Raw genomic sequence first — 24,881 nt, 5'->3', positions numbered from 1 at the left:
CATGGCGCTTTATCTGGGGGTGATGTCCGGCACCAGCCTCGATGGCCTGGACATCGCCTTGATCGATCAAGGCGAGCAGCTTCAACTGCTCGCCACTCACTACCTCCCCATGCCGGCCGAGCTGCGCCAGCAACTGCTCAGCCTCTGCAGCAGCGGCCCTGACGAGATTGCCCGCGCCGCCCTGGCAGAAAACCGCTGGGCCAGCCTGGCAGGTGACGGTGTGCGGCAATTGCTGGCCAAGCAAGGGCTGCAGGCCGAAGCCATCCGCGCCATCGGCAGCCATGGCCAGACCATCCGCCATGAGCCGGCTCGCGGCTTCACTGTGCAGATCGGCAACCCCGCGCTGCTCGCCGAGCTTACCGGCATCAGCGTGGTCGCCGACTTCCGCCGTCGCGATGTAGCGGCAGGCGGCCAGGGTGCCCCCCTGGTGCCGGCATTCCATCAAACCCTGTTCAGCCACCTCGGCCAACACTTGGCGGTGCTCAATGTGGGAGGTTTCAGCAACCTGAGCCTGATCGAACGCGACAAGCCCGTGCATGGCTTCGACTGCGGGCCAGGCAACGTATTGCTGGACGCCTGGATCGAGCGAAAGCGTGGCCAGGCCTATGATGCCGATGGCGCCTGGGCTGCCAGTGGCAAGGTGCAAGGCGATTTGCTCAGCAGCCTGCTGAGTGACCCGTTCTTCGCCGGCAGCGGCCCGAAAAGCACTGGCCGCGAGGTGTTCAACCTGCCCTGGCTGGATGGCCACCTGACTGGCCTGCCTGCCTTCCGTGACGAAGACGTCCAGGCCACCCTGCTGGAGCTGACTGCGCGCAGCATCATCGAATCGCTGCAAAACGCCCAGCAAGGTACCGAGGCGCTGCTGGTCTGCGGCGGCGGTGCTCGCAATGGTGCCCTGATGGCTCGGCTTGCCGAACTGCTGCCAAAGGCCAGTGTCACCAGCACCGGGGCCCATGGTGTGGATCCGGACTGGGTAGAGGCCATGGCCTTTGCCTGGCTCGCCCACTGCTGCCTTGAAGGCATAGCCGCCAATCGTCCAAGCGTGACGGCGGCCAAGGGGTTACGCGTACTCGGCGCAATCTACCCAGCCTGATCCCAAGCCAGAATGCAAAACGCCGCGCAATTGCGCGGCGTTTTCGTACAGCCTGGCCTCAGATCGAGAACGAGGAGCCACAACCGCAGGTGGTCGCGGCATTCGGGTTCTTGATCACGAAACGCGAACCTTCCAAGCCTTCCTGGTAGTCCACTTCGGCACCGGCCAGATACTGGTAGCTCATCGGGTCGACCACCAGCGAAACACCTTCACGCTCGACAATGGTGTCATCTTCGGCCACGTCTTCATCGAAGGTGAAACCGTACTGGAAGCCCGAGCAGCCGCCACCGGTGACGAACACGCGCAGCTTCAGGCGGTCATTGCCTTCCTCGGAAACCAGGTTCTTCACCTTTTGCGCGGCGCCGTGGGTGAATTCCAAAGCCGTAGGGGTGAAGGTTTCGACGCTCATGTTGATTCTCCCGGCGCAGTAGCCGCCATAAAACTCGATGACGCGCATTATCCGCTTCTCCGAGAAAATCGGTCAAGAATTGTGCGGCTTTAGTCGCGACAAACAAAAAGGCCCGCACACTGCGGGCCTTTTCGATCAACAAGCGCTTACGGCAGCAGGCCGGCATGGGACAGGCCCATACGCTCGTCCAGGCCGAACAGGATGTTGAGGTTCTGCACTGCCTGGCCCGACGCGCCCTTGACCAGGTTGTCGATCACCGACAGCACCACCACCAGGTCACCACCTTGCGGGCGATGCACGGCGATGCGGCAGACGTTGGCACCGCGAACGCTGCGGGTTTCCGGGTGGCTGCCGGCCGGCATCACGTCGACGAACGGCTCATCGGCATAGCGTTTCTCGAACAGCGCCTGCAGGTCTACCGACTTGTCGGCAACGGTCGCGTACAAGGTGGCGTGGATACCACGGATCATCGGGGTCAGGTGCGGCACGAAGGTCAGGCCGATGTCCTTGCCAGCGGCCAGGCGCAGGCCCTGGCTGATCTCGGGCAGGTGACGGTGCCCCTTGACCGCGTAGGCCTTCATGCTTTCGCCAGCCTCACAGAACAGCGAGCCAACCGCTGCACCACGGCCAGCGCCGCTGACGCCCGACTTGCAGTCGGCGATCAGGCGCGACGGGTCGGCCAGGCCAGCTTCCAGCAGCGGCAGGAAGCCCAGCTGGGTGGCGGTTGGGTAGCAACCCGGTACCGCAATCAGGCGCGCCTGGCGGATCTTTTCACGGTTGACTTCAGGCAGGCCGTAGACGGCGTCCTTGAGCAGCTCTGGAGCGCCATGGGGCTGGCCATACCATTTGCCCCATTCGGTCGCGTCCTGCAGACGGAAGTCTGCAGACAGGTCGATGACCTTGGTCCCGGCAGCCAGCAGTTCACCAGCCAAGGCATGGGCGACACCGTGCGGGGTAGCGAAGAACACCACGTCGCAGGCGGCCAGGGTCTTGCTGTCCGGCACGCTGAAAGCCAGGCCGTCATAGTGACCGCGCAGGTTCGGATACATGTCGGCAACCGCCACGCCCGCTTCGGACCGCGAAGTGATGACCGCCACTTCGGCCTGTGGATGCTGCGCCAGCAGACGCAACAGTTCGACCCCGGTGTAACCCGTGCCGCCGACGATACCGACCTTGATCATAACGCTTGCCCCTTATCAACGAGCCGTCTGGAAAGCGCACGATAATAGGGGTGCAAAGCGTCTGTAACAACTCTTGGGGTGCCCCTCCTGGCGCTTGGGCTCTACTATCTGACGACCGTGATTACCTGAAGGAACTCCCTCCATGCTTTACCTATGGATAAAAGCGCTGCATATCGTCAGCGTGGTCTGCTGGTTCGCCGGCCTGTTCTACCTGCCCAGGCTGTTCGTCTACCACGCCCAGAGCCAGGACAGCATCAGTCAGGAACGCTTCGTCACCATGGAGCGCAAGCTGTACCGCGGCATCATGAACCCGGCAATGATCGCCACCTACGTGTTCGGCGCCTGGATGCTCTACCTCACCCCAGGCTGGCTGAGCCAAGGCTGGTTGCATGCCAAGCTCACCCTGGTGATCCTGCTGACCGGCTACCATCACATCTGTGGCGCCCAGCGCAAACGCTTCGCCGCGGGCAGCAATACCCGCAGTCACGTCTACTACCGCTGGTTCAACGAGGTGCCCGTGCTGTTCCTGCTGGGCATTGTGATTCTCGTGGTGGTCAAACCGTTCTGACATAACTCGATGGAGCCTCACCCATGTCCCTGCCCGCTTCGCTCGAACAACGCCTGCGCTTGCCTGTGGTGGCGGCGCCGATGTTCCTGATTTCCAATCCCCAGCTGGTGCTGGCCTGCTGTGGCAGCGGCGTGGTCGGCAGCTTCCCGGCACTGAATCAACGTGACAGCGCCGGCTTCAAGGCCTGGCTGGAAGAAATCGAGGCAGGCTTGGCACAGTTGCAGGCGCCGGCGCCCTATGCGGTGAACCTGATCGTCCACCCGACCAATCCGCGATTACAGGCCGATCTCGCACTGTGCGCCGAGCACCGCGTACCGATTGTCATCACCAGCCTCGGCGCCGTGAAGGAAGTGGTGGATGCGGTACATGGCTACGGCGGCCTGGTGTTTCATGATGTCACCACACGGCGCCACGCGGAGAAAGCCGCCGAAGCCGGCGTCGATGGGTTGATCGCCGTGGCAGCGGGCGCCGGTGGCCATGCTGGGACCTGGAGCCCGTTTGCTCTGGCGGCCGAAATCCGTCAGTTCTTCGACAAGACCCTGCTGCTGGCCGGTTGCATCAACCACGGCAATGAGATTCTCGCCGCTCAGCTGCTCGGCGCCGACCTGGCCTACATGGGCACACGTTTCATTGCCACCCGCGAAAGCCATGCCCAAGCGGCCTACAAGCAGATGTTGCTCGAAGCTCAAGCCGCAGACATCATCCACACCCCAGCGGTGTCCGGCATCCCGGCCAGCTTCCTGCGCCCCAGCCTGGAACAGGCCGGCTATGACATGGCCGCACTGAAATCCGGGCACGAGCAAGGCAAGCTCAAGCCGATCGACGATGAAGCCAAGGCCTGGAAGACCGTCTGGTCCGCCGGCCAGGGTGTCGGCGACATCCATGACCTGCCCACTGCCGCCACACTGATCGAGCGCTTGCACGGCGAGTACCGCACCGCTCTGGAGCGTACCCAGGCTTTGCGCGTCAAGGCCTGGTAGCAAAAGGCAACAACTCACCCGGCCAGGCTGTACACTAGGCGCCCTCTTCCGCCCCCAGGAGCCTTGCATGACCCGTTACGCCATGATTACCGGAGCTTCCAGCGGCCTGGGCCTGGCCCTGGCGGAAGCCCTGGCACGGCGCGGGCGCAACCTGATCCTGGTGGCACGCCATCGAGAAACGCTTGAGCCGGTAGCGCTCGAACTGGCCCAACGCTTCGGCGTCGAAGTGCTGCTGCGCGCCTGCGACCTCAGCCAGCCCCTGCGGTTGTCCGGGTTCGTGCTGGAACTCGAAGAGGGCGAGCGACGCATCGACCTGCTGGTCAACTGTGCCGGCCAGCGCACCTATGGCCCGTTCCTGGCCCACGAATGGGCCGACGAGCAGGACCTGCTGGAGGTCAATATCCTTGCCCTGAGCCGCCTTTGCCACGCCATTGGCAACCTGATGGCGGTGCAAGGTGGTGGGCAGATCCTCAACGTCGCCGGCCTGGCTGCCGTCGCACCGGGCCCGGGCATGGCCACCTATGCCGCCAGTAAGGCCTATGTCATGAACTTCAGCGAAGCGCTGCGCGAAGAGCTCAAGCCCGCAGGCATCAAGGTCTCGGTACTTTGCCCCGGCCCGGTGCGCTCGTCGCGCCGGCGCATTCCCAGGCTTGAAGGCAACAGCTGTTGCCTGAGCCCTGAAGAAGTGGCGTTGTACACAGTGCGCGCATTGGCCAAGAACCGGGCAGTGATCATGCCGGTACGCCGTAATCGCTGGCTGGCCTTCGCGCCGCGCCTGCTGCCGCGCTGGCTGACGCGCAAGCTGGCCGGCTTCATCCACCGCCGTTACTGCCCGGTCGGCATGGAATAGCCTCTGGGCGAGTGGCGCCCGGCTGAGTACACTCGGCCGACACTCACCATGGAGCACGTGCTGTGGACGATCTATTCCTCAAAATCATCAACCGGGAAATCCCGGCGGATATCATCTATGAAGATGACCAGATCCTGGCCTTCAAGGACATCGCCCCAGCGGCGCCGGTACATTTTCTGGTCATCCCGAAGAAACACATCCGCACCCTCAACGACCTGACCGAAGAGGACAAGGCCCTGGCCGGCCATATCCTGTTCACCGCACAACGCCTGGCGGTCGAGCAAGGCTGCGAAGAAGGCTTCCGCGTGGTCATGAACTGCAATCCGAAAGGCGGCCAGACCGTCTACCACATCCACATGCACGTACTTGGCCAGCGCCAGATGCAATGGCCACCGGGCTGACCCAAGGCAAGCTCCTCCCAGGCGATTGAGGTAAACTGTCGGGCATCACTTCAGCGGAGGTGCCCGATGGCCACCGAACGTCACTACTCGCCGCTAGACCGCTTGTTGCTGCAGGCCGATACCGCCATGCGCACCTTGCTGCCCTTCAGCGGCCAACCATCCCGCCCATCGCCGGCGATCATCCAACCGGATGCGGAACTGGATGACGACCAGACCCGCCACATTGCCGGGCTCATGCGTATCAACCACACCGGCGAAGTCTGCGCCCAGGCGCTGTATCAGGGCCAGGCCCTGACCGCCAAGCTGCCGCAAGTGCGCAAGGCCATGGAGCATGCTGCCGAAGAAGAAGTCGACCACCTGGCCTGGTGTGAACAGCGCATCCGCCAACTGGGCAGCCACCCAAGCGTGCTCAACCCACTGTTCTACGGCATGTCGTTCGGCATCGGCGCCCTTGCCGGCCTGGTCAGCGACAAAGTCAGCCTTGGTTTCGTCGCCGCCACCGAGCATCAGGTTTGCAAGCACCTGGACGAACACCTGGAACAGCTGCCGCAGGAAGACGAGAAGTCCCGCGCCATCCTCGAACAGATGCGCGTGGATGAAGAGCAGCACGCCGAGTCCGCACTCGAAGCTGGCGGCTATCGCTTCCCGATGCCGGTGCGTTTCGGCATGAGCCTGCTGGCCAAGGTCATGACCAAGAGTACCTACCGCATCTGACAAGGGCGCACACATGACGGACCGTATCGACGCCAAGGACCTGGCGCGCGCCGTGCAAGCCGGCATTCTCCAGCCAGGCCAGGATCAGGCCTTGCTGGTCTTCCTGCGCCAGCAACCTGCAGCCCGGGGCAGTTTCCAGCTTGCCCATGTCGCCTTCTACTTCGGCGCACTGCTGATCATGGGGGCGATGGGCTGGCTGCTCACCGAAGCCTGGATGAGTATTGGCGATGGGGCCTTGCTGGCAGTCGCCACGCTTTACATCGTTCTCCTCACATTGTTCGCCCTCAACCTGCAAGGGCGCAAGCAACCGGTTGCCGCCGGGGTACTGGCTGCCGTCGCAGTCAGCATCGTACCGTTGGTCGTGTTCGCCATCGAACGCCTGACGGGCTGGTGGCCACTGGATGATGCACAAGCGGACTATCACCAGTACTACACCTACGTGCAGGGCGGTTGGCTGCTGATGGAGGCCGTCACAGTGGTTGCCGGGCTGCTGATGCTGCGCCTGATCCCCTACCCCTTCGTGGTGATGCCAATTGCCATAGCCCTGTGGTTCATGTCCATGGATCTGAGCGAATGGGTGTTTGGCTCGCCCTTCTCCTGGGAACAGCAGCGCACGGTGTCGCTGTGGTTCGGGCTCGGTTTGCTGCTGGTGTTCCTGGTTATCGACGGTCGTACTCGCGAGGACTATGCCCATTGGGGCTACCTGGCCGGCCTGGCGGCATTCTGGGGTGGGCTGACGATGATGGACAGCGACAGCGAACTGGGCAAAGCGCTGTATTGCCTGATCAACCTGGGGCTGATGGGCATGGCGGTGCTGTTGCGCCGGCCGGTGTTCATGGTCTTCGGAGCGCTGGGGGTGGCGGCGTATCTGGGGTATCTGTCTTACGAGGTATTTGCCGAATCGCTGCTGTTCCCGGTGGTACTGACCTTGATCGGGCTGGGGGTGATCGGCTTGGGGTTGGGATACCAGAAGCGGCGGGAGCAGTTGAGCCAGGCGGTCAGAAGCAGTTTGCCGGAATGGTTGTTGACCGCCCTTCCGGCCCTGCGCGACTGACTGGAGATCGCCGGGGCTGCTGTGCAGCCCCAAAAAACTCGAAGTCAGCCCAGCTCTACGATTTCGTAACCATGGGTGATTTCAACACCGGCACGCTCGAGCATGATCGACGCCGAGCAGTACTTCTCTGCGGACAGCTCCACCGCACGCTTGACCTGAGCCTCTTTCAGCCCACGCCCTTTGACCACGAAATTCATGTGGATCTTGGTGAACACCTTCGGGTCTTCACTGGCACGCTCGGCTTCCAGGAACGCTTCGCAGCTTTCCACCGCCTGGCGCGACTTCTTCAGGATGCTCACCACGTCGAAGCTGCTGCAGCCACCGAGGCCGAGCAGGAGCATTTCCATCGGGCGCACGCCCAGGTTGCGGCCACCGGCTTCGGGCGGGCCGTCCATCACCACCACGTGGCCGCTCCCCGATTCACCGAGGAACATCGCTTCACCGGCCCACTGGATGCGTGCCTTCATCTGTCCGTACTCCTGCATTTCGCAAAAGGGTGTCAGCTTAAGCCTTGTATGCCTGTCGGAAAAGCTCAATGCGAGTCGCTTTAGTGTCAAAACTTCTGGCGCTGTCTGATAAGCTGGCGCCAATTGACTGGCGCGTCGCGCCAGACAAGGTCTAACAAGAGCCTATGCCTCGCATCGAACAGGATTTCGTGATGGTTGCCTCAGCCCTACCCGCCAAGATCAAGAACATCGACAAGCTGCTGGTTCACTGCCAGCGCCGCCGCTACACCGCCAAAAGCAACATCATCTGCGCCGGTGACCGTGCCGAAACGCTGTCGTTCATCATCAAGGGCTCGGTCACCATCCTGATCGAAGACGACGAAGGTCACGAGATGATCATCGCCTACCTCAACAATGGCGACTTCTTCGGCGAGCTGGGCCTGTTCGAACCGGCAGGCGGCGAGCAGCAGCGCAGCGCCTGGGTACGCGCCAAGACCGAGTGCGAAGTAGCAGAGATCAGCTACGACAAGTTCCGCGAACTGGCCCGCCAGGACCCGGAGATTCTCTACGCCCTGGGCAGCCAGATGGCCCAACGCTTGCGCAACACCACGCGCAAGGTCGGCGACCTGGCCTTCTTCGACGTTACCGGCCGCGTGGCCCGTTGCCTGCTCGACCTGTGCAAGCAACCGGATGCCATGACCCACCCGGACGGCATGCAGATCAAGATCACCCGTCAGGAAATCGGCAGAATCGTCGGTTGCTCACGGGAAATGGTCGGCCGCGTCCTCAAGGACCTCGAGGAGCGCAGCCTGGTACAGGTCAAGGGCAAGACCATGGTGGTCTACGGCACCCGTTAATCCTTGGGCAGCGCCGCCAGCACGTCGCGGTAGGCCAGGGACAGGCGCTCGAACCAGGGCGCCTCGGGCGCCACTTCGTGCAGGGCGATATGGCTGTCGGCGCGACAGCGCTGCTCAAGGTCACAGCATTCATTGAATCGGTTGACCGCCGCGACCATCGATTCGCGCTCGTTGTCCAGCAGCAGCGCGCCATGCACCAGCACCACCGGCCGTTTGCCACCCAGGCCCTGGCGCCAGCGCTGGGCCGTGCCGACCAGTTTGCGGCCGTTGAGGTTGACGTTGTAACGGCCATCGCAGAAGGCACCGTCGATTTCACCCACCGAAGCGACGCCACCCCACTCGCGCAATACATCGCACAATGGCAGACACAGGCGCTCGTAGGCGCTTTCGATACGACCATGATCGCCTTCGCTGCGCGGGGCCACGTAAACCAGCGCAACGTTCACCGTCGCGTGCGACTGCGGCACCGGCTCACCACCGGTTTCACGCAGCAGGACCGGCCAGCCAGCAATCGCCAGCTCCGAACAGGCGGCTTCGAAGTTGTCCAGGCGGCTCATGCGACGCGGCATGACAAGGGCGTGATCGGTGGGGCGCCAGAACAGCACGCCACTATCGCGCTCGCCGCGGCAAACGGCAGCCAGCAGCTCCTGCTCGGCGTGCAGGCCCTGTTCGACAGTGAGGGCCAAGGGCTGATCGGTCATTGATCCACCTTTCCTATTGTTTTTGCGGGCATGAAAAAGCCGGCATCAAGCCGGCTTCGTTTCGATCAGTCCAAAGTCTGAACAGTCTTCTTTACCTGATCCGGGAAGAACAACCGCTGCAGTTCCAGCCCCGGCTGCGGGGCGCGCATGAACGCCTCGCCGACCAGGAACGAGTAGACCTCGTTGATCTCCATGAGCTCGACGTCGGCGCGGTTGAGAATACCGCTCTCGGTTATCGCCAGGCGCTCACGCGGAATGCGTGGCAGCAAGTCGAGGGTGGTTTCCAGGCTGACTTCGAAGGTGTGCAGGTTACGGTTGTTCACTCCCACCAGCGGCGTATCGAGGGTCTTCAGCGCACGCTCCAGCTCATCGCCGTCATGCACTTCGACCAGCACATCAAGGCCGACATCCTTGGCCACCGAAGCCAGCTCCGCCATCTTCACATCATCCAGCGCCGACACGATCAACAGCACGCAGTCGGCACCCAGGGCACGGGCCTCGACGATCTGGTACGGGTCGACCATGAAGTCCTTGCGGATCACCGGCAGCGAAACGGCAGCGCGAGCCTGCTGCAGATACTCGTCTGCGCCCTGGAAGTAATCCACATCGGTCAGCACCGACAGGCAAGTCGCCCCACCTTTCTCGTAGCTGACGGCGATGTCCGCCGGCACGAAGTTCTCGCGGATCACGCCTTTGCTTGGCGAAGCCTTCTTGATTTCGGCGATTACCGCCGGCTGCTTGCGCTTGGCCTGCTCGATCAACGCATTGGCAAAGCCACGCGGGGCGTCGGCTGCCTTGGCCAGGCGCTCCAGTTCGGCAAGGCTGACGCGCGCGCTGCGCTCGGCCACTTCCTGGAACTTGCGGGCGATGATCCTTTCCAGCACCGTCGGCACACTCATGCTTCGTTCTCCACCTTGAATACTGCAGTAAAGGCGCCCAGTTCCTGCAGTTTTTCCCAGGCCAGCCCGGTGTGCAGGACGTCGTGGGCCAGTTCCACACCAGCCTTCAGGCTCATGGCATGGTCAGCGGCATACAGCGCCGCGCCGGCATTGAGCACGATCATTTCGGCAGCCTTCTGGCCGTTTTCGGTCTTGCGCCGGCCCAGGGCATCGCGGATCAGCTCCAGCGACGCCTGTGGGTTTTCGACGGCCAGGCCATGCAGGCTCTGACTCTTCATGCCAAGGTCTTCGGGTTCGACCCAATACTCTGTGATCTCGTCGTTCTTCAGCTCGGCAACAAAGGTTGGCGCCGCCAGGCTGAACTCATCCAGGCCGTCCTTCGAATGCACCACCAGCACATGCTTGCTGCCCAGGCGCTGCAGCACCTCGGCCAGTGGACGGCACAGCGCCTGGGTGAACACGCCGACTACCTGGTGCTTCACACCGGCCGGATTCGTAAGCGGGCCGAGCATGTTGAACAGGGTACGCAGCCCCAGATCACGACGCGGGCCAGCGGCATATTTCATGGCGCTGTGATGGCTCTGGGCGAACATGAAGCCAATCCCCAGGCTGTCGATGCAGCGGGCGACCTGGGTCGGGGTCAGGTTCAGGTAGATGCCAGCGGCCTCCAGCAGGTCGGCGCTGCCGCTCTTGCCCGATACCGCGCGATTGCCATGCTTGGCCACGGTGCAGCCAGCGGCAGCGAGGACGAACGACGACGCGGTGGAAACGTTGAAGATGTTGGCGCCATCTCCCCCCGTACCGACGATGTCGACCACGCCATCAAGGTTTTTCAGTTCGACCTTGTCGGCCAGCTCGCGCATCACCGAGACCGCACCGACGATCTCGTCGATGCTCTCGCTCTTCATACGCATGCCCATCAGGAAGGCGCCGATCTGCGCTTCACTGCACTGGCCGGTCATGATCTGGCGCATGACATCACGCATTTCATCGGTGCTGAGGTCCAGGTGGCCGACAATGCGGCTCAATGCACTCTTGATATCCATGATCGATCCTTAGCGGCGGCCGCCGGTCTGCTTGAGGAAGTTGGCGAACAGCTCGTGGCCCTGCTCGGTGAGGATGGACTCGGGGTGGAACTGTACCCCTTCGATGTTCAAGGTCTTGTGGCGCAGGCCCATGATCTCGTCGACCGAACCGTCTTCATGGGCAGTCCAGGCGGTGACTTCCAGGCAGTCCGGCAGGGTTTCGCGCTTTACCACCAGGGAGTGGTAGCGGGTCACCGTGAGCGGGTTGTTGAGTTCGGCGAACACCCCGAGGTCGCGGTGGTGCACCGGGCTGGTCTTGCCGTGCATGACCTGACGGGCACGCACCACATCACCGCCAAAGGCCTGGCCGATGGACTGATGACCCAGGCATACGCCGAGGATCGGCAGCTTGCCGGCAAAATGCAGGATGGCTTCGATGGACACGCCTGCTTCGCTCGGGGTGCACGGGCCAGGGGAGACGACGATGCGCTCAGGGTTGAGGGCTTCGATTTCGGCGATGGTCATTTCATCATTGCGAATGACCTTGACCTCGGCACCCAGCTCGCCAAGGTACTGAACGACGTTGTAAGTAAATGAGTCGTAATTGTCGATCATCAGTAACATCGGGCTAAACCTCTTGAATCTACTGACTTCAAAAAACGAACCTTCCTACACCAACCATGGGCACGGCTTTGCCACGAAGGGCGGTCGCTAAACGGACAGGAAGGCAAACGGGGACGGGCCGGACAGGCCGGCAGGAGATAAAGTCAGGCGCGCCAACGCCAACGGGCGTGGGCCTTGATAACGCGCATCAAGAGTTTGCTGACGATCAACACAGGATAGGTCTCGCTCATACTTGCACGCACAGTAGCCTACCGGGGCGGCGGGCGCAATATGCCCGTAAACACGGGGAAACGAATGGACTTGGGAGGGATGCGCGGCAATTTGCTAAGGTCGATCGGGTTGTCCTGATAAAAACAAAGAAAAGGATGTTCTCTGATGCGAAAAACACCATTGTTGCGCTTTACCTTTGCTTCATTGGCCTTGGCCTGCAGCCAGGCTTTGGCCGCCCCCTCGCCCTACTCCAGCCTGATCGTGTTTGGCGACAGCCTCAGTGATGCAGGGCAGTTTGGTGGCGCGCGCTTCACCAACCGCGATGCCAATGGCAACTATGCCCCGGTGTCACCGATGATCCTGGGTGGGCGGCTGGGTGTGAACCCGACAGAGCTGGGCCCTTCCACCTCCCCCGTCAACCAGGCACTGGGGCTTGCCGATGGCAACAACTGGGCGGTCGGCGGCTACACCACCCAGCAGATCCTGGATTCGATCACCACCACGTCCGAGACGATCATCCCGCCAGGGCGCCCCGGCGCCGGGCAGGTACTGCGAGAAAAGCCAGGCTATCTGGCCAACGGCCTGCGCGCCGACCCCAATGCCCTTTACTACCTGACCGGTGGCGGCAATGATTTTCTTCAGGGCCAGATAAACAGCCCTGCCGACGCCGTGGCCGCCGGAGGCCGCCTGGCCGCTAGCGCCCAGGCCCTGCAGCAAGGCGGCGCCCGTTACATCGTGGTCTGGCTGCTTCCCGACCTGGGGCAGACACCCAACTTCAGCGGTACGCCACAGCAGAACCCGCTGTCGCAGCTGTCCAGCGCGTTCAATCAGTCGCTGCTCAGCCAACTGAGGCAGGTCGATGCCGAAATCATCCCCCTGAACATTCCCGTACTGCTGAGCGAGGCTTTGGCCAGCCCCAGCCAGTTCGGTCTGGCCACCGGCCAGAACCTGGTTGGCACCTGCTACAGCGGCGAAGGATGCGTGGAAAACCCGATATATGGCATCAACGGCATAACGCCAGACCCGACCAAACTGCTGTTCAACGACTCGGTGCACCCGACCATCGCCGGGCAGCAACTGATCGCGGATTACGCCTACTCGATCATTTCCGCCCCTTGGGAGTTGACCTTGCTGCCGGAAATGGCCCACGCCAGCCTGCGCGCGCATCAGGACGAACTGCGCAACCAGTGGCAGACACCCTGGCAGGCAGTCGGCCAATGGCAGGCCTTCGTCAGCACCGGCGCCCAGGACCTGGACTTCGATGACCAGCATAGTGCTGCCAGCGCTGACGGGCACGGCTACAACCTGACCCTGGGCGGCAGTTACCGGCTCAATGATGCCTGGCGCCTGGGCCTTGCCGGTGGCGTGTACCGGCAGAAGCTGGAGGCCGGTGAACAGGACTCGGACTACAAGCTCGACAGCTACTTGGCCAGCGCCTTCGCCCAGTTCCGTCAGGACCGCTGGTGGGCCGACGCCGCACTGAGCGCCGGCCATCTGGATTACCACGACCTCAAGCGCACCTTTGCGCTTGGCGTCAACGACCGCAGCGAGAAGGGCGACACCGATGGCGAGGCCTGGGCCGTAACGGCCCGGCTGGGCTACAACCTGGCGGCCGACAGCAGCCGCTGGCAACTGGCACCGTTTATCAGTGCCGATTATGCGCGGGTGAAGGTCGATGGCTATGACGAGAAAAGCGGGCGCTCGACAGCGCTGGGCTTCGATGACCAGGAGCGGACTTCACGGCGCCTGGGCGTTGGGCTGCTAGGCAGCGTTCAGGTACTGCCGAGCACCCGGCTGTTCGCCGAGGTGGCGCAGGAGCATGAATTCGAGGATGACCAGCAGGATGTGACGATGCACCTGACGACGTTGCCGGCGAATGACTTCACGTTGACCGGTTATACGCCGCACAGTGATTTGACCCGGGCGAGTCTGGGGGTGACTCATGAGCTGGTGGCGGGGGTTCATCTGCGCGGGAACTATAACTGGCGCAAGAGTGATGAATTGACTCAGCAAGGTGTGAGTCTGGGCGTTAGTGTCGACTTCTAAATCTTTGGGGCCGCTATGCGGCCCATTCGCGGCTAAAGCCGCTCCTACAGCAACCGCATGGGCATTGAAACCTGTGCAATACCTGTAGGAGCGGCTTTAGCCGCGAATGGGCTGCAAGGCAGCCCCAATCGATTTACTTGGCGGTAGTCTGCTCAGCCAGCGCCACGGCACGGAACATTGCCCGGCGCTTGTTGATGGTCTCTTCCCACTCCAGCGCCGGCACCGAGTCGGCAACGATGCCGCCACCGGCCTGCACGTGCAGTTCGCCGTCCTTGATCACCGCAGTACGGATGGCAATCGCGGTATCCATGTTGCCGTTCCAGGCGAAGTAACCGACCGCACCACCGTAAACGCCACGCTTGACCGGCTCGAGTTCGTCGATGATCTCCATCGCGCGAATCTTCGGCGCACCCGACAAGGTGCCCGCCGGCAGGATTGCCCGCAGCGCATCCATCGCGGTCAGGCCTTCACGCAGTTGGCCAGTCACGTTGGACACAATGTGCATCACGTTCGAGTAGCGCTCGATCACCATCTTCTCGGTCAGGCGCACGCTACCGGTCGAGGACACCCGGCCCACGTCGTTGCGGCCAAGGTCGATCAGCATCAGGTGCTCGGCGATCTCTTTGTCGTCCGACAGCAGGTCATCTTCCAGCGCACGGTCGGCCTCCTCGGTAGCCCCACGCGGGCGGGTACCAGCAATCGGGCGCACGGTGACCAGGTTGTCTTCTACCCGCACCAGTACTTCCGGCGAGCTGCCGACCACATGGAAGTCACCGAAGTTGAAGAAGTACATGTACGGCGTCGGGTTGAAGCAGCGCAGCGCGCGGTACAGGTCGATGGGGGCAGCCTTGAAGTCGATCGACATGCGCTGCGACGGCACGACCTGCATGCAGTCGCCGGCCAGGATGTATTCCTTGATACGGCCGACCGCGTTCTCGTAGTCGTCACGGGTGTAGCTGGATCGGAATTCCGGCTCGGCAGCCATCGGCCCGCTCAGGTCCAGGCCACGGCGAGGGGTGATGGGCTGGCGCAGTTTCTCCAGCAAGCCTTGGAGGCGTGCCTGGCCTTGCTCGAAGGCCTGCTCTTCAGCCGGGTCGACCAGCACGATGGCGTGCATCTTGCCCGCCAGGTTGTCGAACACCACCACCGCATCGGAAACCATCAGCAGGATGTCCGGTACGCCCAGCGGGTCAGGGTTCGGGCTGGCACCCAGGCGCTTCTCCACATACCGCACGCAGTCATAGCCGAAGTAGCCGACCAGGCCACCGTTGAAACGTGGCAGGCCAGAGATGTCGGCGACCTTGTAGCGGTCCTTGAAGCTTTCGACGAAGGCCAGCGGGTCTTCGACGTCGTGGCTTTCCACTTCCACTCCATCCTGCAGGATGCTCACATGGTAGCCATGCACGCGCATCACGGTGCGCGACGGCAGGCCGATCATCGAGTAACGGCCCCACTTCTCGCCGCCCTGCACGGACTCGAGCAAGTAGGAGTTGGCTTGGTCGGCCAGCTTCAGGTAGATCGACAGCGGCGTGTCGAAGTCGGCCAGGGTTTCACAGGCCAAAGGGATGCGGTTGTAGCCGGTAGCGGCCAGGCGCAGGAATTCTTCGCGGGTCATGGGTAGCCTCGTGGCAAGCAGCAATGGGGTCGGGCAAGCGGACGGGCCGGCAGGCGCCGGCGGGCATAAGTCAGGCGCGCCAGCGCCAACGGGCCAAGGCCTTGATGACTTTCATCCAGAATTTGCCAGTGACCGCCACGGTGGACTCTCTGTCTTGGGAGGCTTGAAGGTCCGCCAACGTTATCCCAGTGGCCGGGTCTGCGCAACCGGGCAGCAGTGCGCGCAGGTCGTCGACCACCAGGCTGGGGGATTCCTCGGTAATCGGCCGGCCATGGTTATAGCCATAGGTGAGGCCCACGCATTGCACGCAGGCCGCCTTGGCCGCCAGCACATCGCTGCGCGAATCGCCGACGAACAGCGACTGTTGCGGGCTGACACCGGCCATCTGCATGACGAACAGCAGCGCTGCCGGGTCAGGCTTTTTCTGCGGCAGAGTATCGCCGCCGATGATCCAGCGGAAATAGCGGCCGATCTTCATCTGGTCCAGCAACGGCGCAACGAAGCGCTCCGGCTTGTTGGTGATGAGCGCCATTTCCACGCCCTGCTTCTGTAGCCAGCGCAGGGTGTCCTTCACACCGGGATAGAGCACGGTGAGCGCGTGGCTTTCGGCATAGGCGTCCATGAACAGCGCCAGACCTTTTTCGGCCAGCGCATCGTCCACGGCATCATGCTCGATGCCACCGGCCAGGGCGCGGCGCACCAGCACCTGGGCGCCGTTGCCAACCCAGTGGCGCACGGCCTCAAGGCCGGCGGGCGGGCGCCCCAGTTCGAGCAGCATGCGGTCCACGGCGGCAGCCAGGTCGGGTACCGAGTCGATCAGGGTACCGTCCAGATCGAACATCACCAGCCTGGGCAGCGTCCCCGGGAACAGCTGCTCGAAGCCACTCATGGGCGGGCCTGGGCCAGTTCGGCGCGCATCTTGGCGATGACTTCCTGGTAGTCCGGGGCGTTGAAGATCGCTGAACCGGCCACGAAGGTGTCAGCGCCAGCAGCGGCGATTTCGCGGATGTTGTTGACGTTGACGCCACCATCGATCTCCAGGCGGATATCGCGGCCGCTGGCGTCGATCAGCGCGCGGGCTTCACGCAGCTTATCGAGGGTGCCGGGGATGAACTTCTGCCCGCCGAAGCCTGGGTTGACGCTCATCAGCAGGACCATGTCGACCTTGTCCATCACGTACTTCAGGGCGTCCAGGCTGGTGGCCGGGTTGAACACCAGGCCGGCCTTGCAGCCGCCGTCCTTGATCAGTTGCAGCGATCGGTCGATGTGCTGCGAGGCTTCCGGGTGGAAGGTGATGTAGGTGGCGCCGGCTTCGATGAAATCGCCGATGATGCGGTCGACCGGGCTGACCATCAGGTGCACGTCGATCGGCGCGGTCACGCCGTACTTGCGCAGTGCGCTGCAAACCATCGGGCCGATGGTCAGGTTGGGTACGTAGTGGTTGTCCATGACATCGAAGTGGACGATGTCGGCACCCGCGGCCAGAACCTTGTCGACGTCCTCGCCCAGGCGGGCGAAATCGGCAGAGAGAATGGAGGGGGCAATAGCGTAGGGCTGCATGGCGCACCTGTTGGCAGAATCACGGTGGCGCGCATTGTAACTCAGGGAAGCGGATCGGGGCTGATTGGTATCAACCCCGTCCGCACCCTTGCTTCAGGCAGGTTGTTGGGTGCGCAGTTTCTCGCTACGCCCGCGCAGCCATTCCAGGGTCAGCAACAACACTACCGAGAAGGCAATCAGCAGGGTTGCCGCCGCCGCAATGGTCGGGCTGAGGTTCTCGCGAATGCCGCTGAACATCTGCCGCGGCAGGGTTGCCTGCTCAGGCCCGGCGAGGAACAGCGTCACCACCACTTCGTCGAACGACGTGGCAAAGGCGAACAGCGCCCCCGAGATCACCCCGGGGGCGATCAGCGGCAAGGTCACCCGACGGAAGGTCAGCAACGGCGAAGCACCGAGGCTGGCCGCCGCACGTACCAGGTTGTAGTTGAAGCCCTGCAAGGTCGCCGACACGGTGATGATGACGAACGGCACACCCAGCACCGCGTGCACCAGGATCAGCGAGATGAAGCTGTTGCCCAGGCCCAGCGGGGCGAAGAACAGGTAGCTGGCCACACCGATGATCACCACCGGCACCACCATCGGCGAAATCACCAGCGCCATCACCAGCGACTTGCCTGGGAAATCACCACGGGTCAGGCCGATCGACGCCAGCGTGCCAAATACCATGGCCAGCACCGTGGCCGCTGGCGCGACGATGATGCTGTTCTTCAACGCCCGCATCCACTCGGCCGAGGCGAAGAAGTCGTGGTACCACTGCAGCGAAAAGCCCTGCAGCGGGTACACCAGGAAGCTGCCGCTGTTGAACGACAGGGGCACGATCACCAGCACCGGCAGCACCAGGAACAACAGGATCAGGCCGCAAAGGATGCGCAGGGTGTAGAACCACACCCGCTCGACGGGCGACATGTAGGGGCTCAGCATCTCAAGGCTCCTCAGCTCAGGCGCAGGCGGCTGGCGCCGACCAGCCAGCTATAGATCAGGTACAGCAGCACGGTCGCCAGCAGCAACAGCCCGCCCAGCGCGGTGGCCATGCCCCAGTTGATGCTGGTGTTGGTGTAGAAGGCGACGAAGTAGCTGACCATCTGATCGTTCGGGCTGCCGAGCAGCGCCGGGGTGATGTAGTAGCCGATGGCCAGGATGAACACCAGCAGGCAACCGGCACCCACGCCGGCGTAGGTCTGCGGGAAGTACACCCGCCAGAAGCTGGCGAACGGGTGGCAGCCCAGCGAAATCGCCGCACGCATGTAGCTCGGCGAAATGCCTTTCATCACGCTGTACAGCGGCAGGATCATGAACGGCAGCAGAATGTGCACCATCGAGATGTACACGCCGGTGCGGTTGAACACCAGTTCCAGCGGCTGGTCGATGATGCCCATCGCCATCAGCGCGCTGTTGATCAAGCCGCCGGACTGCAGCAGCACGATCCACGCGGCCACCCGCACCAGGATCGAGGTCCAGAACGGCAGCAGCACCAGGATCATCAGCAGGTTGCTCTGCCGGGTCGGCAGGTTGGCCAGCAGGTAGGCCAGCGGATAGGCCAGTACCAGGCAGATGGCGGTGATCACCACACCCATCCACAGGGTGCGGGCAAAGATATCCAGGTAGATGGCCTGGTCGGGGGTGGCCTTGGCCAGCTCGCCGAGGTCATCGATACGGTGGTCAAGCGAAGCCAGCAGGTAGAACGAGGTCACCGAACTGGTATTGCGGCGGATCGCCTGCCAGTAGGCCGGGTCGCCCCAACGCTCGTCGAGTGCCTGCAAGGCATCTTTATAAGAGGTAGGCTCGGCCTTGAACGGCAATGCCCGTGCAGTCTTGGCCAGCAGGCTGCGGTAGCCGGCCAGCTCCATGTTCAGGCGCTTGGAGAGATCGCCCAGGGTCTGGTTCTTGCGCGATTCGGCCAGGTCCTGGCTCAACGCCTTGTAGACGTCTTCACCGGGCAGGCTCTTGCCGTCCCAATGGCTGATCACCTCGACCGTGCGCGGCAGGCCGCCGACCACTTCCGGGTTGCCGACGCTCTTGTACAGCAGCGCCGCGATCGGCACCAGGAACACCAGCAGGAGAAACAGCGCCAGCGGCGCGATCAACGCCTGCGCCTTCCAGCGGTTGACCCGCTCGGCATGCTTGAGGCGCTGCTTGAGACTTGGACCTGCGCCTTCGTTGAGGGGCACTGCAATGGCCATGGCGAACTCCGCGATACAGGCTGAAATTGGGGCCGCTATGCGGCCCCGCTTTCTGGGTTGTTACTTCTTCGCCGCCCAGGCGTTGAAGCGTTGCTCCAGCTGCTCGCTGTTGTCGGCCCAGAAGGCCACGTCGATCTGCACCTGGTTGGCGATGTTCTCAGGCGTGGTCGGCATGTCTTTCTTCACCGCATCGGCCAGCAGCGGTACAGCCTTGGAGTTGGCCGGGCCGTAGGCGATGTTCTCGGAGTAGGTTTTCTGCTGCTCTGGCTGCACGGTGTAGGCGATGAACTTCTTCGCCTCTTCCACATCCTTGGCGCCTTTCGGGATCGCCCAGGCGTCGAAGTCATAGATGCCGCCGTTCCACACCACCTTGAGGTTGCTCTCTTTCTGCACGGCAGCGATGCGACCGTTATAGGCCGAGCTCATGACCACGTCACCCGAGGCCAGGTACTGTGGCGGCTGGGCACCGGCTTCCCACCACTGGATGCTCGGCTTGAGCTCGTCGAGCTTCTTGAAGGCGCGGTCCACGCCCTCCTTGGTGCCCAGCACCTGATACACATCCTTCGGCGCAACGCCGTCGGCCATCAGGGCGAACTCGAGGGTGTACTTGGCGCCCTTGCGCAGGCCACGCTTGCCCGGGAATTTCTTGGTGTCCCAGAAATCGGCCCAACTGGTGGGAGCGGTCTTCAGCTTGTCGGCGTTATAGGCCAGCACCGTGGACCAGACGAAGAAACCCACGCCGCAAGGCTGGATGGCACCCTTCACATAATCGGATTCATTGCCGAACAACGCCGGGTCGAGCTCTTCGAACATGCCTTCGTCGCAACCACGAGCCAGCTCTGGCGACTCCACCTCCACCAGGTTCCACGACACGCTGTTGGTGTCGACCATGGCTTTGACCTTGGCCATTTCACCGTTGTACTCGCCCGCGACGATCTTGCCCTTGCCAGCTTTCTCCCATGGCTCGTAGAAAGCCTTGACCTGGGCCGCCTTGTTGGCGCCGCCGAAGGAGACCACGGTCAGGTCCGCCGCCATGCTCTGGCCGGCGGCGCACAGGCCGAGGGCCAGGGCGGTCAGTTTCAACTGCTTGCGCATTATTATTCTCTCCACAGTACAGGGTTGGTGAAGCAATCCATCAGTGGGCTTCGGCAATCGGATCGAGCGCGCGGGCGTGCTCCACCTCCCAGCCCAGCGGTACCACATCGCCCACGGCCAGCGCCGGGTCGAGCTCGGCGATCGGCTGCTTCACGAAGAAGTCGGCCTTGCCGCAGACTTCCAGGCGCACCCGTACGTGGTCGCCCAGGTAGATGAACTCGGCCACGCGGCCGGAGAAGCGATTGACGCAGCTTTCGCTGTGGCCGTTAAGGCGCACGCGCTCGGGGCGCACCGACAGGGTCACCGGCTCGCCAGCCTGGCCGACGTTCACCGCCAGCGCCTCGACCCGCTCGCCGCGGGCCAGCTGCACCTGGCAACGCTTGCCATCGCTGGCCAGCAGGGTGCCGTTGATGCGGTTGTTCTCGCCGATGAAGTTGGCGACGAAGGTGTTGCAAGGTTCTTCATAGAGGGTGCGCGGGTCGGCGATCTGCTGGATCTCGCCCTGGTGGAACACCGCCACGCGGTCGGACATGGTCAGCGCCTCGCCCTGGTCGTGGGTCACGTAGACCACGGTCACGCCCAGGCGCTGGTGAATGTGCTTGATCTCCATCTGCATGTGTTCACGCAGCTGCTTGTCGAGGGCGCCCAGTGGCTCGTCCATCAGCACCAGCTGAGGTTCGAACACCAGCGCCCGGGCCAGCGCCACACGCTGCTGCTGACCACCGGAAAGCTGGCCGGGGTAGCGCTTGGCGAAGGCATCGAGCTGGACCATGTTCAGCACCCGCTTGACCCGCTCGCTGATGTCGGTCTTGCTCAGGCCGCGTACGGTCAGCGGGAAGGCCAGGTTCTCGGCCACGGTCATGTGCGGGAACAGTGCGTAGTTCTGGAACACCATGCCGATGTCGCGCTTGTGTGGTGGCACGTTGTTGATCGAACGCCCGGCCAGCTGGATCTCACCGGCAGTGGGAGTTTCGAAACCGGCCAGCATCATCAGGCTGGTGGTCTTGCCCGAGCCGGAGGGGCCGAGCAGGGTGAGGAATTCACCCTTGCGAATGTCCAGGTTGAGGTCTTTGACGATCAGCGATTCGCCGTCGTAGCTCTTCTGCACACCACGGAAGCTGACCAGCGTCTCGCCGGTGGCAGCGTTCGAATTCGCCTCGCTCATGCCTGCACCTTCTTGTTGGAATGACTGCGTAGGCAAAAGAGTAGAAGAGCCGCAAGCGCCCGAAAATCGGCGGTACTGAGAGAATGCCATCATCCCGATGGAAGATTTGCTGTAGGGCGATCCCTACAAGGATGTCGCAATCAGACCAGCTTGTGCTCCATGGCGTACTTCACCAGTTCCGCCAGCGAATTGACCTTGAGCTTCTGCATCAGCCTGGCCTTGTGGGTGCTGATGGTCTTGCTCGAAAGTGCCAGCTGCTGAGCGATGTCGTTGACGTTGGCGCCCTGGGCCAGGCGCTCGAACACCGAGAACTCGCGTTCCGACAACAGCGTGTGCAGTGGCCGGGTCTCGGTCAGGCCTACCTCGAAGACCATGCGGTCGGCCAGTGCCGGGTCGATGTAGCGCCCGCCTCCTGCCACTCGGCGAATCGCCGTGAGCAACAGGGCCGGGTCGCTGTCCTTGGTCGCATAGCCCGCAGCACCCGCTTTCAGGGCACGGGCCGCCATCTGCGCCTCGTCGTGCATCGACAGCATCAGGATCGCCGGGGCGTCGTTCAGCGCGCGGATGCGCGGAATCGCCTCCAGGCCATTTACCCCCGGCATGGAGATATCCAGCAATACCACCTCGCAAGGCGTGTGGCGCAGGGTCTCGAGCAATTGCTCGCCATTCCCGGCCTCCCCCGCCACCTGCATGTCCTTGGCCAGGCCGATCAACTGCTTGATGCCTTCACGGACAATGGTGTGGTCTTCGGCCACCAGCACTCGAATCACGCTCGCTCTCCTACTCCAAGGGAATGGCCACGCTCAGGCTGGTGCCCTCGCCTGGTTCACTGTCCAGCGCCATGCTGCCACCGAGCATCAGCACCCGCTCACGCACGCCGACCAGGCCGAACGAGGTGGGCCTGGGCTGATCCCGGCAGAAGCCAGTGCCATCGTCACTGACGGTCATGCGCAGTTGCCCGTCTTCACGCACCAGTTCGATTTCCACGCTGTGTGCCTGCGCATGGCGCATCACGTTGGTCAACGCCTCCTGCAGGATGCGGAACAGGCCGGTGGCCTTGGCATCGCTCAATGCTGGCAGATTATCCGGTACCTGTACCAGACACGGTATCTGCGTGCGCGCTTCGAAACGCCGCGCCTGCCATTCGATGGCCGAGGCGATACCCGCGTCGAGGATCGGTGGACGCAACGCGGTGGCGACGTCGCGTACCAGTTGGAACAACTGGGCGATCAGGCGCTTCATGCTGCCCAGGCGCTCGTGCAGGCCAGGATCCAGTTCGGCAAAGGCCAGCTCGCACATCGACACTTCCAGCTTGAGCACGGTCAGCATCTGCCCCAGCTCATCGTGCACTTCACGGGCGATGCGGGCCTTTTCTTCTTCGCGCACGCTCTCCAGGTGCGCCGAGAGCTCGCGCAGCTGCTCCTGCGACTGAGCCAGCGCCAGCTCGGCGCGCTTGCCTTGGGTGATGTCCCAGACGATACCGTCCCAGGCCACCCGGCCATTGGGCAAACGCCGGGCACTGGCCTTGATGTCGGCCCAGCGCTGCTCGCCCTGACGGGTGAGGATACGCCCCTGCCACGACCAGTCCTGATCACTGGCAATCGCCAGATCCTGCACCTGGTGATAGTCGGCCCGATCGTCTGGGTGTACGAGATTGCGTAACCCCATCAGTGGGTGCTGGATCTGCGCGGGCGTGTAGCCGACCAGCGCCTCGCTGCCCTCGCTGATGTACGGAAATTCCGGCTCACCTTCGGCAGGTGCTGGCTCAAGGCGGAACACCAGGCCCGGCACGTTACCGGCAATGCCCTTGAGCCGCGCCTCGCTTTCGCGCAGGGCCGCCAGGGCGCGATGGCGTTCGGTGACATCGGCGAGGTACACCACCAGGTATTCGGCATCGCGAAAACGCAGGAAGCTGAGCGACAGTTCCACCGGGAGCAAGCTGCCATCGGCGCGCCGGCACTGGGTTTCGAATTGCCGGGCACCGCCATCGCCGGCACGGGCCCCCTTCCACAGTTCAAGCCAGCGGTCCATGGTCAGGTTCGGCTCGAAGTCGATCAGCGGGCGCTCCAGCAGCTCGGCCTCGGCATAGCCAAGCATGTGCTCCACCGCATGGTTGGCGTAGCGTACATGGCTGTCCCAGTTGACCCAGAGAATGCCCACCGTGCTCTGATCGATGGCGAACTGGCTCAGGCGCAGCGCCTCTTCGCGCCCCTGCCGCTCGGTCAGGCTTTCCCGCGTGGCCAGCAGGCTGCGTTCCAGCTGGCGTTGCTGCCGACGCTGCCACACCAACGTGGCCAGGGCACACAGCAACAACATGCCGAACAGCAAGGCCAGGTTCTGCCAGAAGCCGGGCGACTCGCTCAAGCGCGGGTATTTGGGCTGCAACCAACGCTGGTGAAGTTGCTCCAGCTCCTTGGCCGGCATGGCCTGCAGCCCGCGCTCGAGGACATCGGCAAGCACCGGCCAGTCGCGTCGCGAACCCACTCGCAGCAACTGCGGCAAGCCGATATCACCCACCACCACCAGCTCGGCGAACTCACTTTCCCGTGATAGCCGACTCAGCTGTGCCTCATCGAGCACCGCGTAACTGGCCTGGCCACCGACCAGCAGTTGCAAGGCCTCGCGCTCGCTGGGCACGCCCTGCAGATTGAGGCCGCTGTAATTGCCACGCAGATAGTCGGCAAGGACACTGGGCATGCGCACTGCGACGCGGGTTTCAGCATCGAGCTTTTCCAGTTCCACGGCGATCGCCCCGGTACGCGGCCCCACCACCAGCTGCGGTACTCGCATGTAAGGGTCGCTGAACAGCCACAGGCGCAGGCTGGCCGGTGTTTGCGTCAGTCCCGGGGCGAAATCGATCTCCCCCGCTTGCAAGGCATGCTCAAGGCTGGCCTGGTCGGTGAAGTTGCGCCAGGTCAGGTCCAGGCCCAGCGCTTGCCCCAGCCAGTTCACCAGCTCGACGTTGGCGCCGTAGAGCTGCTGCAGGCGGCGATCGAACTGTGCGTAGGGTGCCTGCAGCACCAGGCCGACACGCAGGCTGCGATGGCTCTCGAGCCATTGCTGCTGGGCAGGCTCCAGCGTCACCATTGGTGGCACTTCCGACCGTGCCAAGGCGATCAAGGGCAGGCACAACCAGCCGATAACCAACAGGCGACGCAATCGCTTCATCTACACGCTCGTCTTGGCAAGGGCGGCCATGCAGCATGGC

At 63.1% G+C, this 24,881-nt stretch carries 25 protein-coding genes; 9 read left to right on the top strand and 16 right to left on the bottom strand.

Translation table 11 applies throughout. The annotated features are described in order from the left end of the window. The first annotated feature begins 1 nt into the window (after nucleotide 1). Entirely contained in the window at nucleotides 2–1,093 is a 1,092-nt protein-coding gene (locus C2H86_RS14350; protein WP_159408672.1) for an anhydro-N-acetylmuramic acid kinase, read from the top strand. A gap of 58 nt (nucleotides 1,094–1,151) precedes the next feature. Here C2H86_RS14350 and erpA read toward each other — a convergent pair whose 3' ends face one another. Together erpA and argC are read right to left on the bottom strand one after the other, a co-directional pair. Further along, a complete protein-coding gene (gene erpA, locus C2H86_RS14345) occupies nucleotides 1,152–1,502 on the bottom strand; it encodes an iron-sulfur cluster insertion protein ErpA (RefSeq protein ID WP_027917433.1) in 351 nt (116 codons plus the stop codon). A gap of 146 nt (nucleotides 1,503–1,648) precedes the next feature. Further along, complete coding sequence (gene argC, locus C2H86_RS14340; protein ID WP_060484764.1) at nucleotides 1,649–2,683, bottom strand: N-acetyl-gamma-glutamyl-phosphate reductase; 1,035 nt, start codon at nucleotides 2,681–2,683, stop codon at nucleotides 1,649–1,651. A gap of 142 nt (nucleotides 2,684–2,825) precedes the next feature. On the opposite strand from argC, the gene hemJ reads away from it, so the two are divergent. The 6 genes from hemJ (at nucleotide 2,826) to C2H86_RS14310 (ending at nucleotide 7,250) form a co-directional block, all read left to right on the top strand. Continuing rightward, a complete protein-coding gene (hemJ, locus tag C2H86_RS14335; protein ID WP_159408671.1) occupies nucleotides 2,826–3,251 on the top strand; it encodes a protoporphyrinogen oxidase HemJ in 426 nt (141 codons plus the stop codon). A 23-nt stretch (nucleotides 3,252–3,274) separates the two neighbouring features. Further along, nucleotides 3,275–4,231, top strand: a complete 957-nt coding sequence (locus C2H86_RS14330) for an NAD(P)H-dependent flavin oxidoreductase (RefSeq protein ID WP_159408670.1) — start codon at nucleotides 3,275–3,277, stop codon at nucleotides 4,229–4,231. 67 nt (nucleotides 4,232–4,298) lie between these two features. Continuing rightward, on the top strand, nucleotides 4,299–5,081 hold the full coding sequence (locus C2H86_RS14325) for an SDR family NAD(P)-dependent oxidoreductase (RefSeq protein WP_159408669.1): 783 nt from the start codon (nucleotides 4,299–4,301) through the stop codon (nucleotides 5,079–5,081). Nucleotides 5,082–5,143: 62 nt separating this feature from the next. Then, nucleotides 5,144–5,482: a histidine triad nucleotide-binding protein gene (locus C2H86_RS14320; protein WP_159408668.1), complete on the top strand. Its 339-nt coding sequence runs from the start codon at nucleotides 5,144–5,146 to the stop codon at nucleotides 5,480–5,482. Between the two features lie 66 nt (nucleotides 5,483–5,548). Beyond that, on the top strand, nucleotides 5,549–6,196 hold the full coding sequence (gene coq7, locus C2H86_RS14315; protein WP_159408667.1) for a 2-polyprenyl-3-methyl-6-methoxy-1,4-benzoquinone monooxygenase: 648 nt from the start codon (nucleotides 5,549–5,551) through the stop codon (nucleotides 6,194–6,196). Nucleotides 6,197–6,209: 13 nt separating this feature from the next. Beyond that, nucleotides 6,210–7,250 carry a DUF2157 domain-containing protein gene (locus C2H86_RS14310; RefSeq protein WP_159408666.1) on the top strand — a complete coding sequence of 347 codons (1,041 nt, stop codon included), beginning with the start codon at nucleotides 6,210–6,212 and terminating at the stop codon, nucleotides 7,248–7,250. A 44-nt stretch (nucleotides 7,251–7,294) separates the two neighbouring features. On the opposite strand, the gene C2H86_RS14305 is transcribed toward C2H86_RS14310, so the two are convergent. Next, on the bottom strand, nucleotides 7,295–7,717 hold the full coding sequence (locus C2H86_RS14305) for an OsmC family protein (protein WP_004376171.1): 423 nt from the start codon (nucleotides 7,715–7,717) through the stop codon (nucleotides 7,295–7,297). 191 nt (nucleotides 7,718–7,908) lie between these two features. Here C2H86_RS14305 and crp point away from each other — a divergent pair, with 191 nt between their 5' ends. Further along, nucleotides 7,909–8,553, top strand: coding sequence for a cAMP-activated global transcriptional regulator CRP (gene crp / locus C2H86_RS14300; RefSeq protein ID WP_054885258.1), 645 nt, complete (start codon nucleotides 7,909–7,911; stop codon nucleotides 8,551–8,553). On the opposite strand, the gene C2H86_RS14295 is transcribed toward crp, so the two are convergent. The 4 genes from C2H86_RS14295 to C2H86_RS14280 all read right to left on the bottom strand — a co-directional run bounded on the left by C2H86_RS14295 (nucleotide 8,550) and on the right by C2H86_RS14280 (nucleotide 11,802). Then, nucleotides 8,550–9,254, bottom strand: coding sequence for a lipoate--protein ligase family protein (locus tag C2H86_RS14295; RefSeq protein WP_159408665.1), 705 nt, complete (start codon nucleotides 9,252–9,254; stop codon nucleotides 8,550–8,552). The two genes, crp and C2H86_RS14295, sit on opposite strands and share 4 nt — an antisense overlap. 65 nt (nucleotides 9,255–9,319) lie before the next feature. Beyond that, on the bottom strand, nucleotides 9,320–10,153 hold the full coding sequence (gene trpC / locus C2H86_RS14290) for an indole-3-glycerol phosphate synthase TrpC (RefSeq protein ID WP_159408664.1): 834 nt from the start codon (nucleotides 10,151–10,153) through the stop codon (nucleotides 9,320–9,322). Next, nucleotides 10,150–11,199: an anthranilate phosphoribosyltransferase gene (trpD, locus tag C2H86_RS14285; RefSeq protein ID WP_159408663.1), complete on the bottom strand. Its 1,050-nt coding sequence runs from the start codon at nucleotides 11,197–11,199 to the stop codon at nucleotides 10,150–10,152. Before trpD ends, trpC begins: the two co-directional genes overlap by 4 nt. 9 nt (nucleotides 11,200–11,208) lie before the next feature. Continuing rightward, nucleotides 11,209–11,802, bottom strand: coding sequence for an aminodeoxychorismate/anthranilate synthase component II (locus C2H86_RS14280; protein ID WP_054885201.1), 594 nt, complete (start codon nucleotides 11,800–11,802; stop codon nucleotides 11,209–11,211). A gap of 375 nt (nucleotides 11,803–12,177) precedes the next feature. Here C2H86_RS14280 and estP point away from each other — a divergent pair, with 375 nt between their 5' ends. After that, nucleotides 12,178–14,058, top strand: coding sequence for an esterase EstP (gene estP, locus C2H86_RS14275; protein WP_159408662.1), 1,881 nt, complete (start codon nucleotides 12,178–12,180; stop codon nucleotides 14,056–14,058). Nucleotides 14,059–14,191: 133 nt separating this feature from the next. Here the strand turns inward: estP and trpE are convergent, their stop codons facing one another. The 9 genes from trpE to C2H86_RS14230 all read right to left on the bottom strand — a co-directional run bounded on the left by trpE (nucleotide 14,192) and on the right by C2H86_RS14230 (nucleotide 24,841). Then, complete coding sequence (gene trpE / locus C2H86_RS14270) at nucleotides 14,192–15,673, bottom strand: anthranilate synthase component I (RefSeq protein ID WP_159408661.1); 1,482 nt, start codon at nucleotides 15,671–15,673, stop codon at nucleotides 14,192–14,194. Nucleotides 15,674–15,743: 70 nt separating this feature from the next. Next, the gene (locus C2H86_RS14265; RefSeq protein ID WP_159408660.1) at nucleotides 15,744–16,562 is read right to left on the bottom strand and encodes a phosphoglycolate phosphatase; all 819 of its coding nucleotides are present in this window, start codon (nucleotides 16,560–16,562) and stop codon (nucleotides 15,744–15,746) included. Beyond that, a complete protein-coding gene (gene rpe / locus C2H86_RS14260; RefSeq protein WP_060477482.1) occupies nucleotides 16,559–17,233 on the bottom strand; it encodes a ribulose-phosphate 3-epimerase in 675 nt (224 codons plus the stop codon). Before rpe ends, C2H86_RS14265 begins: the two co-directional genes overlap by 4 nt. A gap of 93 nt (nucleotides 17,234–17,326) precedes the next feature. After that, nucleotides 17,327–18,154, bottom strand: coding sequence for an ABC transporter permease (locus C2H86_RS14255; protein ID WP_079226329.1), 828 nt, complete (start codon nucleotides 18,152–18,154; stop codon nucleotides 17,327–17,329). An 11-nt stretch (nucleotides 18,155–18,165) separates the two neighbouring features. After that, a complete protein-coding gene (locus C2H86_RS14250) occupies nucleotides 18,166–19,413 on the bottom strand; it encodes an ABC transporter permease (RefSeq protein WP_159408659.1) in 1,248 nt (415 codons plus the stop codon). Between the two features lie 60 nt (nucleotides 19,414–19,473). Continuing rightward, nucleotides 19,474–20,508, bottom strand: coding sequence for an ABC transporter substrate-binding protein (locus tag C2H86_RS14245; RefSeq protein WP_054885207.1), 1,035 nt, complete (start codon nucleotides 20,506–20,508; stop codon nucleotides 19,474–19,476). Nucleotides 20,509–20,548: 40 nt separating this feature from the next. Next, on the bottom strand, nucleotides 20,549–21,673 hold the full coding sequence (locus C2H86_RS14240) for an ABC transporter ATP-binding protein (protein WP_159408658.1): 1,125 nt from the start codon (nucleotides 21,671–21,673) through the stop codon (nucleotides 20,549–20,551). A 140-nt stretch (nucleotides 21,674–21,813) separates the two neighbouring features. Next, nucleotides 21,814–22,443 (bottom strand): response regulator, encoded by a 630-nt coding sequence (locus tag C2H86_RS14235; RefSeq protein WP_159408657.1) that lies wholly within the window; start codon nucleotides 22,441–22,443, stop codon nucleotides 21,814–21,816. A gap of 10 nt (nucleotides 22,444–22,453) precedes the next feature. Beyond that, entirely contained in the window at nucleotides 22,454–24,841 is a 2,388-nt protein-coding gene (locus C2H86_RS14230) for a PAS domain-containing sensor histidine kinase (RefSeq protein WP_159408656.1), read from the bottom strand. Nucleotides 24,842–24,881 lie beyond the last annotated feature (40 nt).

This window comes from Pseudomonas putida, from assembly GCF_009883635.2.
Classification (GTDB): Bacteria; Pseudomonadota; Gammaproteobacteria; order Pseudomonadales; family Pseudomonadaceae; genus Aquipseudomonas; species Aquipseudomonas putida_W.
The sequence above is the reverse complement of the archived record's forward strand: the minus strand, read 5'-3'. Positions and strand labels throughout refer to the sequence as shown.

What these genes read in the sequence shown, in the direction of transcription:
- crp (WP_054885258.1), top strand. Translation starts at nt 7,909, where the DNA reads ATGGTTGCCTCAGCCCTACCCGCCAAGATCAAGAACATCGACAAGCTG.
- C2H86_RS14350 (WP_159408672.1), top strand. Translation starts at nt 2, where the DNA reads ATGGCGCTTTATCTGGGGGTGATGTCCGGCACCAGCCTCGATGGCCTG.
- C2H86_RS14245 (WP_054885207.1), bottom strand. Translation starts at nt 20,508, where the DNA reads ATGCGCAAGCAGTTGAAACTGACCGCCCTGGCCCTCGGCCTGTGCGCC.
- C2H86_RS14325 (WP_159408669.1), top strand. Translation starts at nt 4,299, where the DNA reads ATGACCCGTTACGCCATGATTACCGGAGCTTCCAGCGGCCTGGGCCTG.
- trpD (WP_159408663.1), bottom strand. Translation starts at nt 11,199, where the DNA reads ATGGATATCAAGAGTGCATTGAGCCGCATTGTCGGCCACCTGGACCTC.
- erpA (WP_027917433.1), bottom strand. Translation starts at nt 1,502, where the DNA reads ATGAGCGTCGAAACCTTCACCCCTACGGCTTTGGAATTCACCCACGGC.
- C2H86_RS14280 (WP_054885201.1), bottom strand. Translation starts at nt 11,802, where the DNA reads ATGTTACTGATGATCGACAATTACGACTCATTTACTTACAACGTCGTT.
- C2H86_RS14310 (WP_159408666.1), top strand. Translation starts at nt 6,210, where the DNA reads ATGACGGACCGTATCGACGCCAAGGACCTGGCGCGCGCCGTGCAAGCC.
- estP (WP_159408662.1), top strand. Translation starts at nt 12,178, where the DNA reads ATGCGAAAAACACCATTGTTGCGCTTTACCTTTGCTTCATTGGCCTTG.
- C2H86_RS14330 (WP_159408670.1), top strand. Translation starts at nt 3,275, where the DNA reads ATGTCCCTGCCCGCTTCGCTCGAACAACGCCTGCGCTTGCCTGTGGTG.
- C2H86_RS14240 (WP_159408658.1), bottom strand. Translation starts at nt 21,673, where the DNA reads ATGAGCGAGGCGAATTCGAACGCTGCCACCGGCGAGACGCTGGTCAGC.
- coq7 (WP_159408667.1), top strand. Translation starts at nt 5,549, where the DNA reads ATGGCCACCGAACGTCACTACTCGCCGCTAGACCGCTTGTTGCTGCAG.
- C2H86_RS14255 (WP_079226329.1), bottom strand. Translation starts at nt 18,154, where the DNA reads ATGCTGAGCCCCTACATGTCGCCCGTCGAGCGGGTGTGGTTCTACACC.
- rpe (WP_060477482.1), bottom strand. Translation starts at nt 17,233, where the DNA reads ATGCAGCCCTACGCTATTGCCCCCTCCATTCTCTCTGCCGATTTCGCC.
- C2H86_RS14265 (WP_159408660.1), bottom strand. Translation starts at nt 16,562, where the DNA reads ATGAGTGGCTTCGAGCAGCTGTTCCCGGGGACGCTGCCCAGGCTGGTG.
- C2H86_RS14305 (WP_004376171.1), bottom strand. Translation starts at nt 7,717, where the DNA reads ATGAAGGCACGCATCCAGTGGGCCGGTGAAGCGATGTTCCTCGGTGAA.
- argC (WP_060484764.1), bottom strand. Translation starts at nt 2,683, where the DNA reads ATGATCAAGGTCGGTATCGTCGGCGGCACGGGTTACACCGGGGTCGAA.
- C2H86_RS14295 (WP_159408665.1), bottom strand. Translation starts at nt 9,254, where the DNA reads ATGACCGATCAGCCCTTGGCCCTCACTGTCGAACAGGGCCTGCACGCC.
- C2H86_RS14230 (WP_159408656.1), bottom strand. Translation starts at nt 24,841, where the DNA reads ATGAAGCGATTGCGTCGCCTGTTGGTTATCGGCTGGTTGTGCCTGCCC.
- trpC (WP_159408664.1), bottom strand. Translation starts at nt 10,153, where the DNA reads ATGAGTGTGCCGACGGTGCTGGAAAGGATCATCGCCCGCAAGTTCCAG.
- hemJ (WP_159408671.1), top strand. Translation starts at nt 2,826, where the DNA reads ATGCTTTACCTATGGATAAAAGCGCTGCATATCGTCAGCGTGGTCTGC.
- trpE (WP_159408661.1), bottom strand. Translation starts at nt 15,673, where the DNA reads ATGACCCGCGAAGAATTCCTGCGCCTGGCCGCTACCGGCTACAACCGC.
- C2H86_RS14250 (WP_159408659.1), bottom strand. Translation starts at nt 19,413, where the DNA reads ATGGCCATTGCAGTGCCCCTCAACGAAGGCGCAGGTCCAAGTCTCAAG.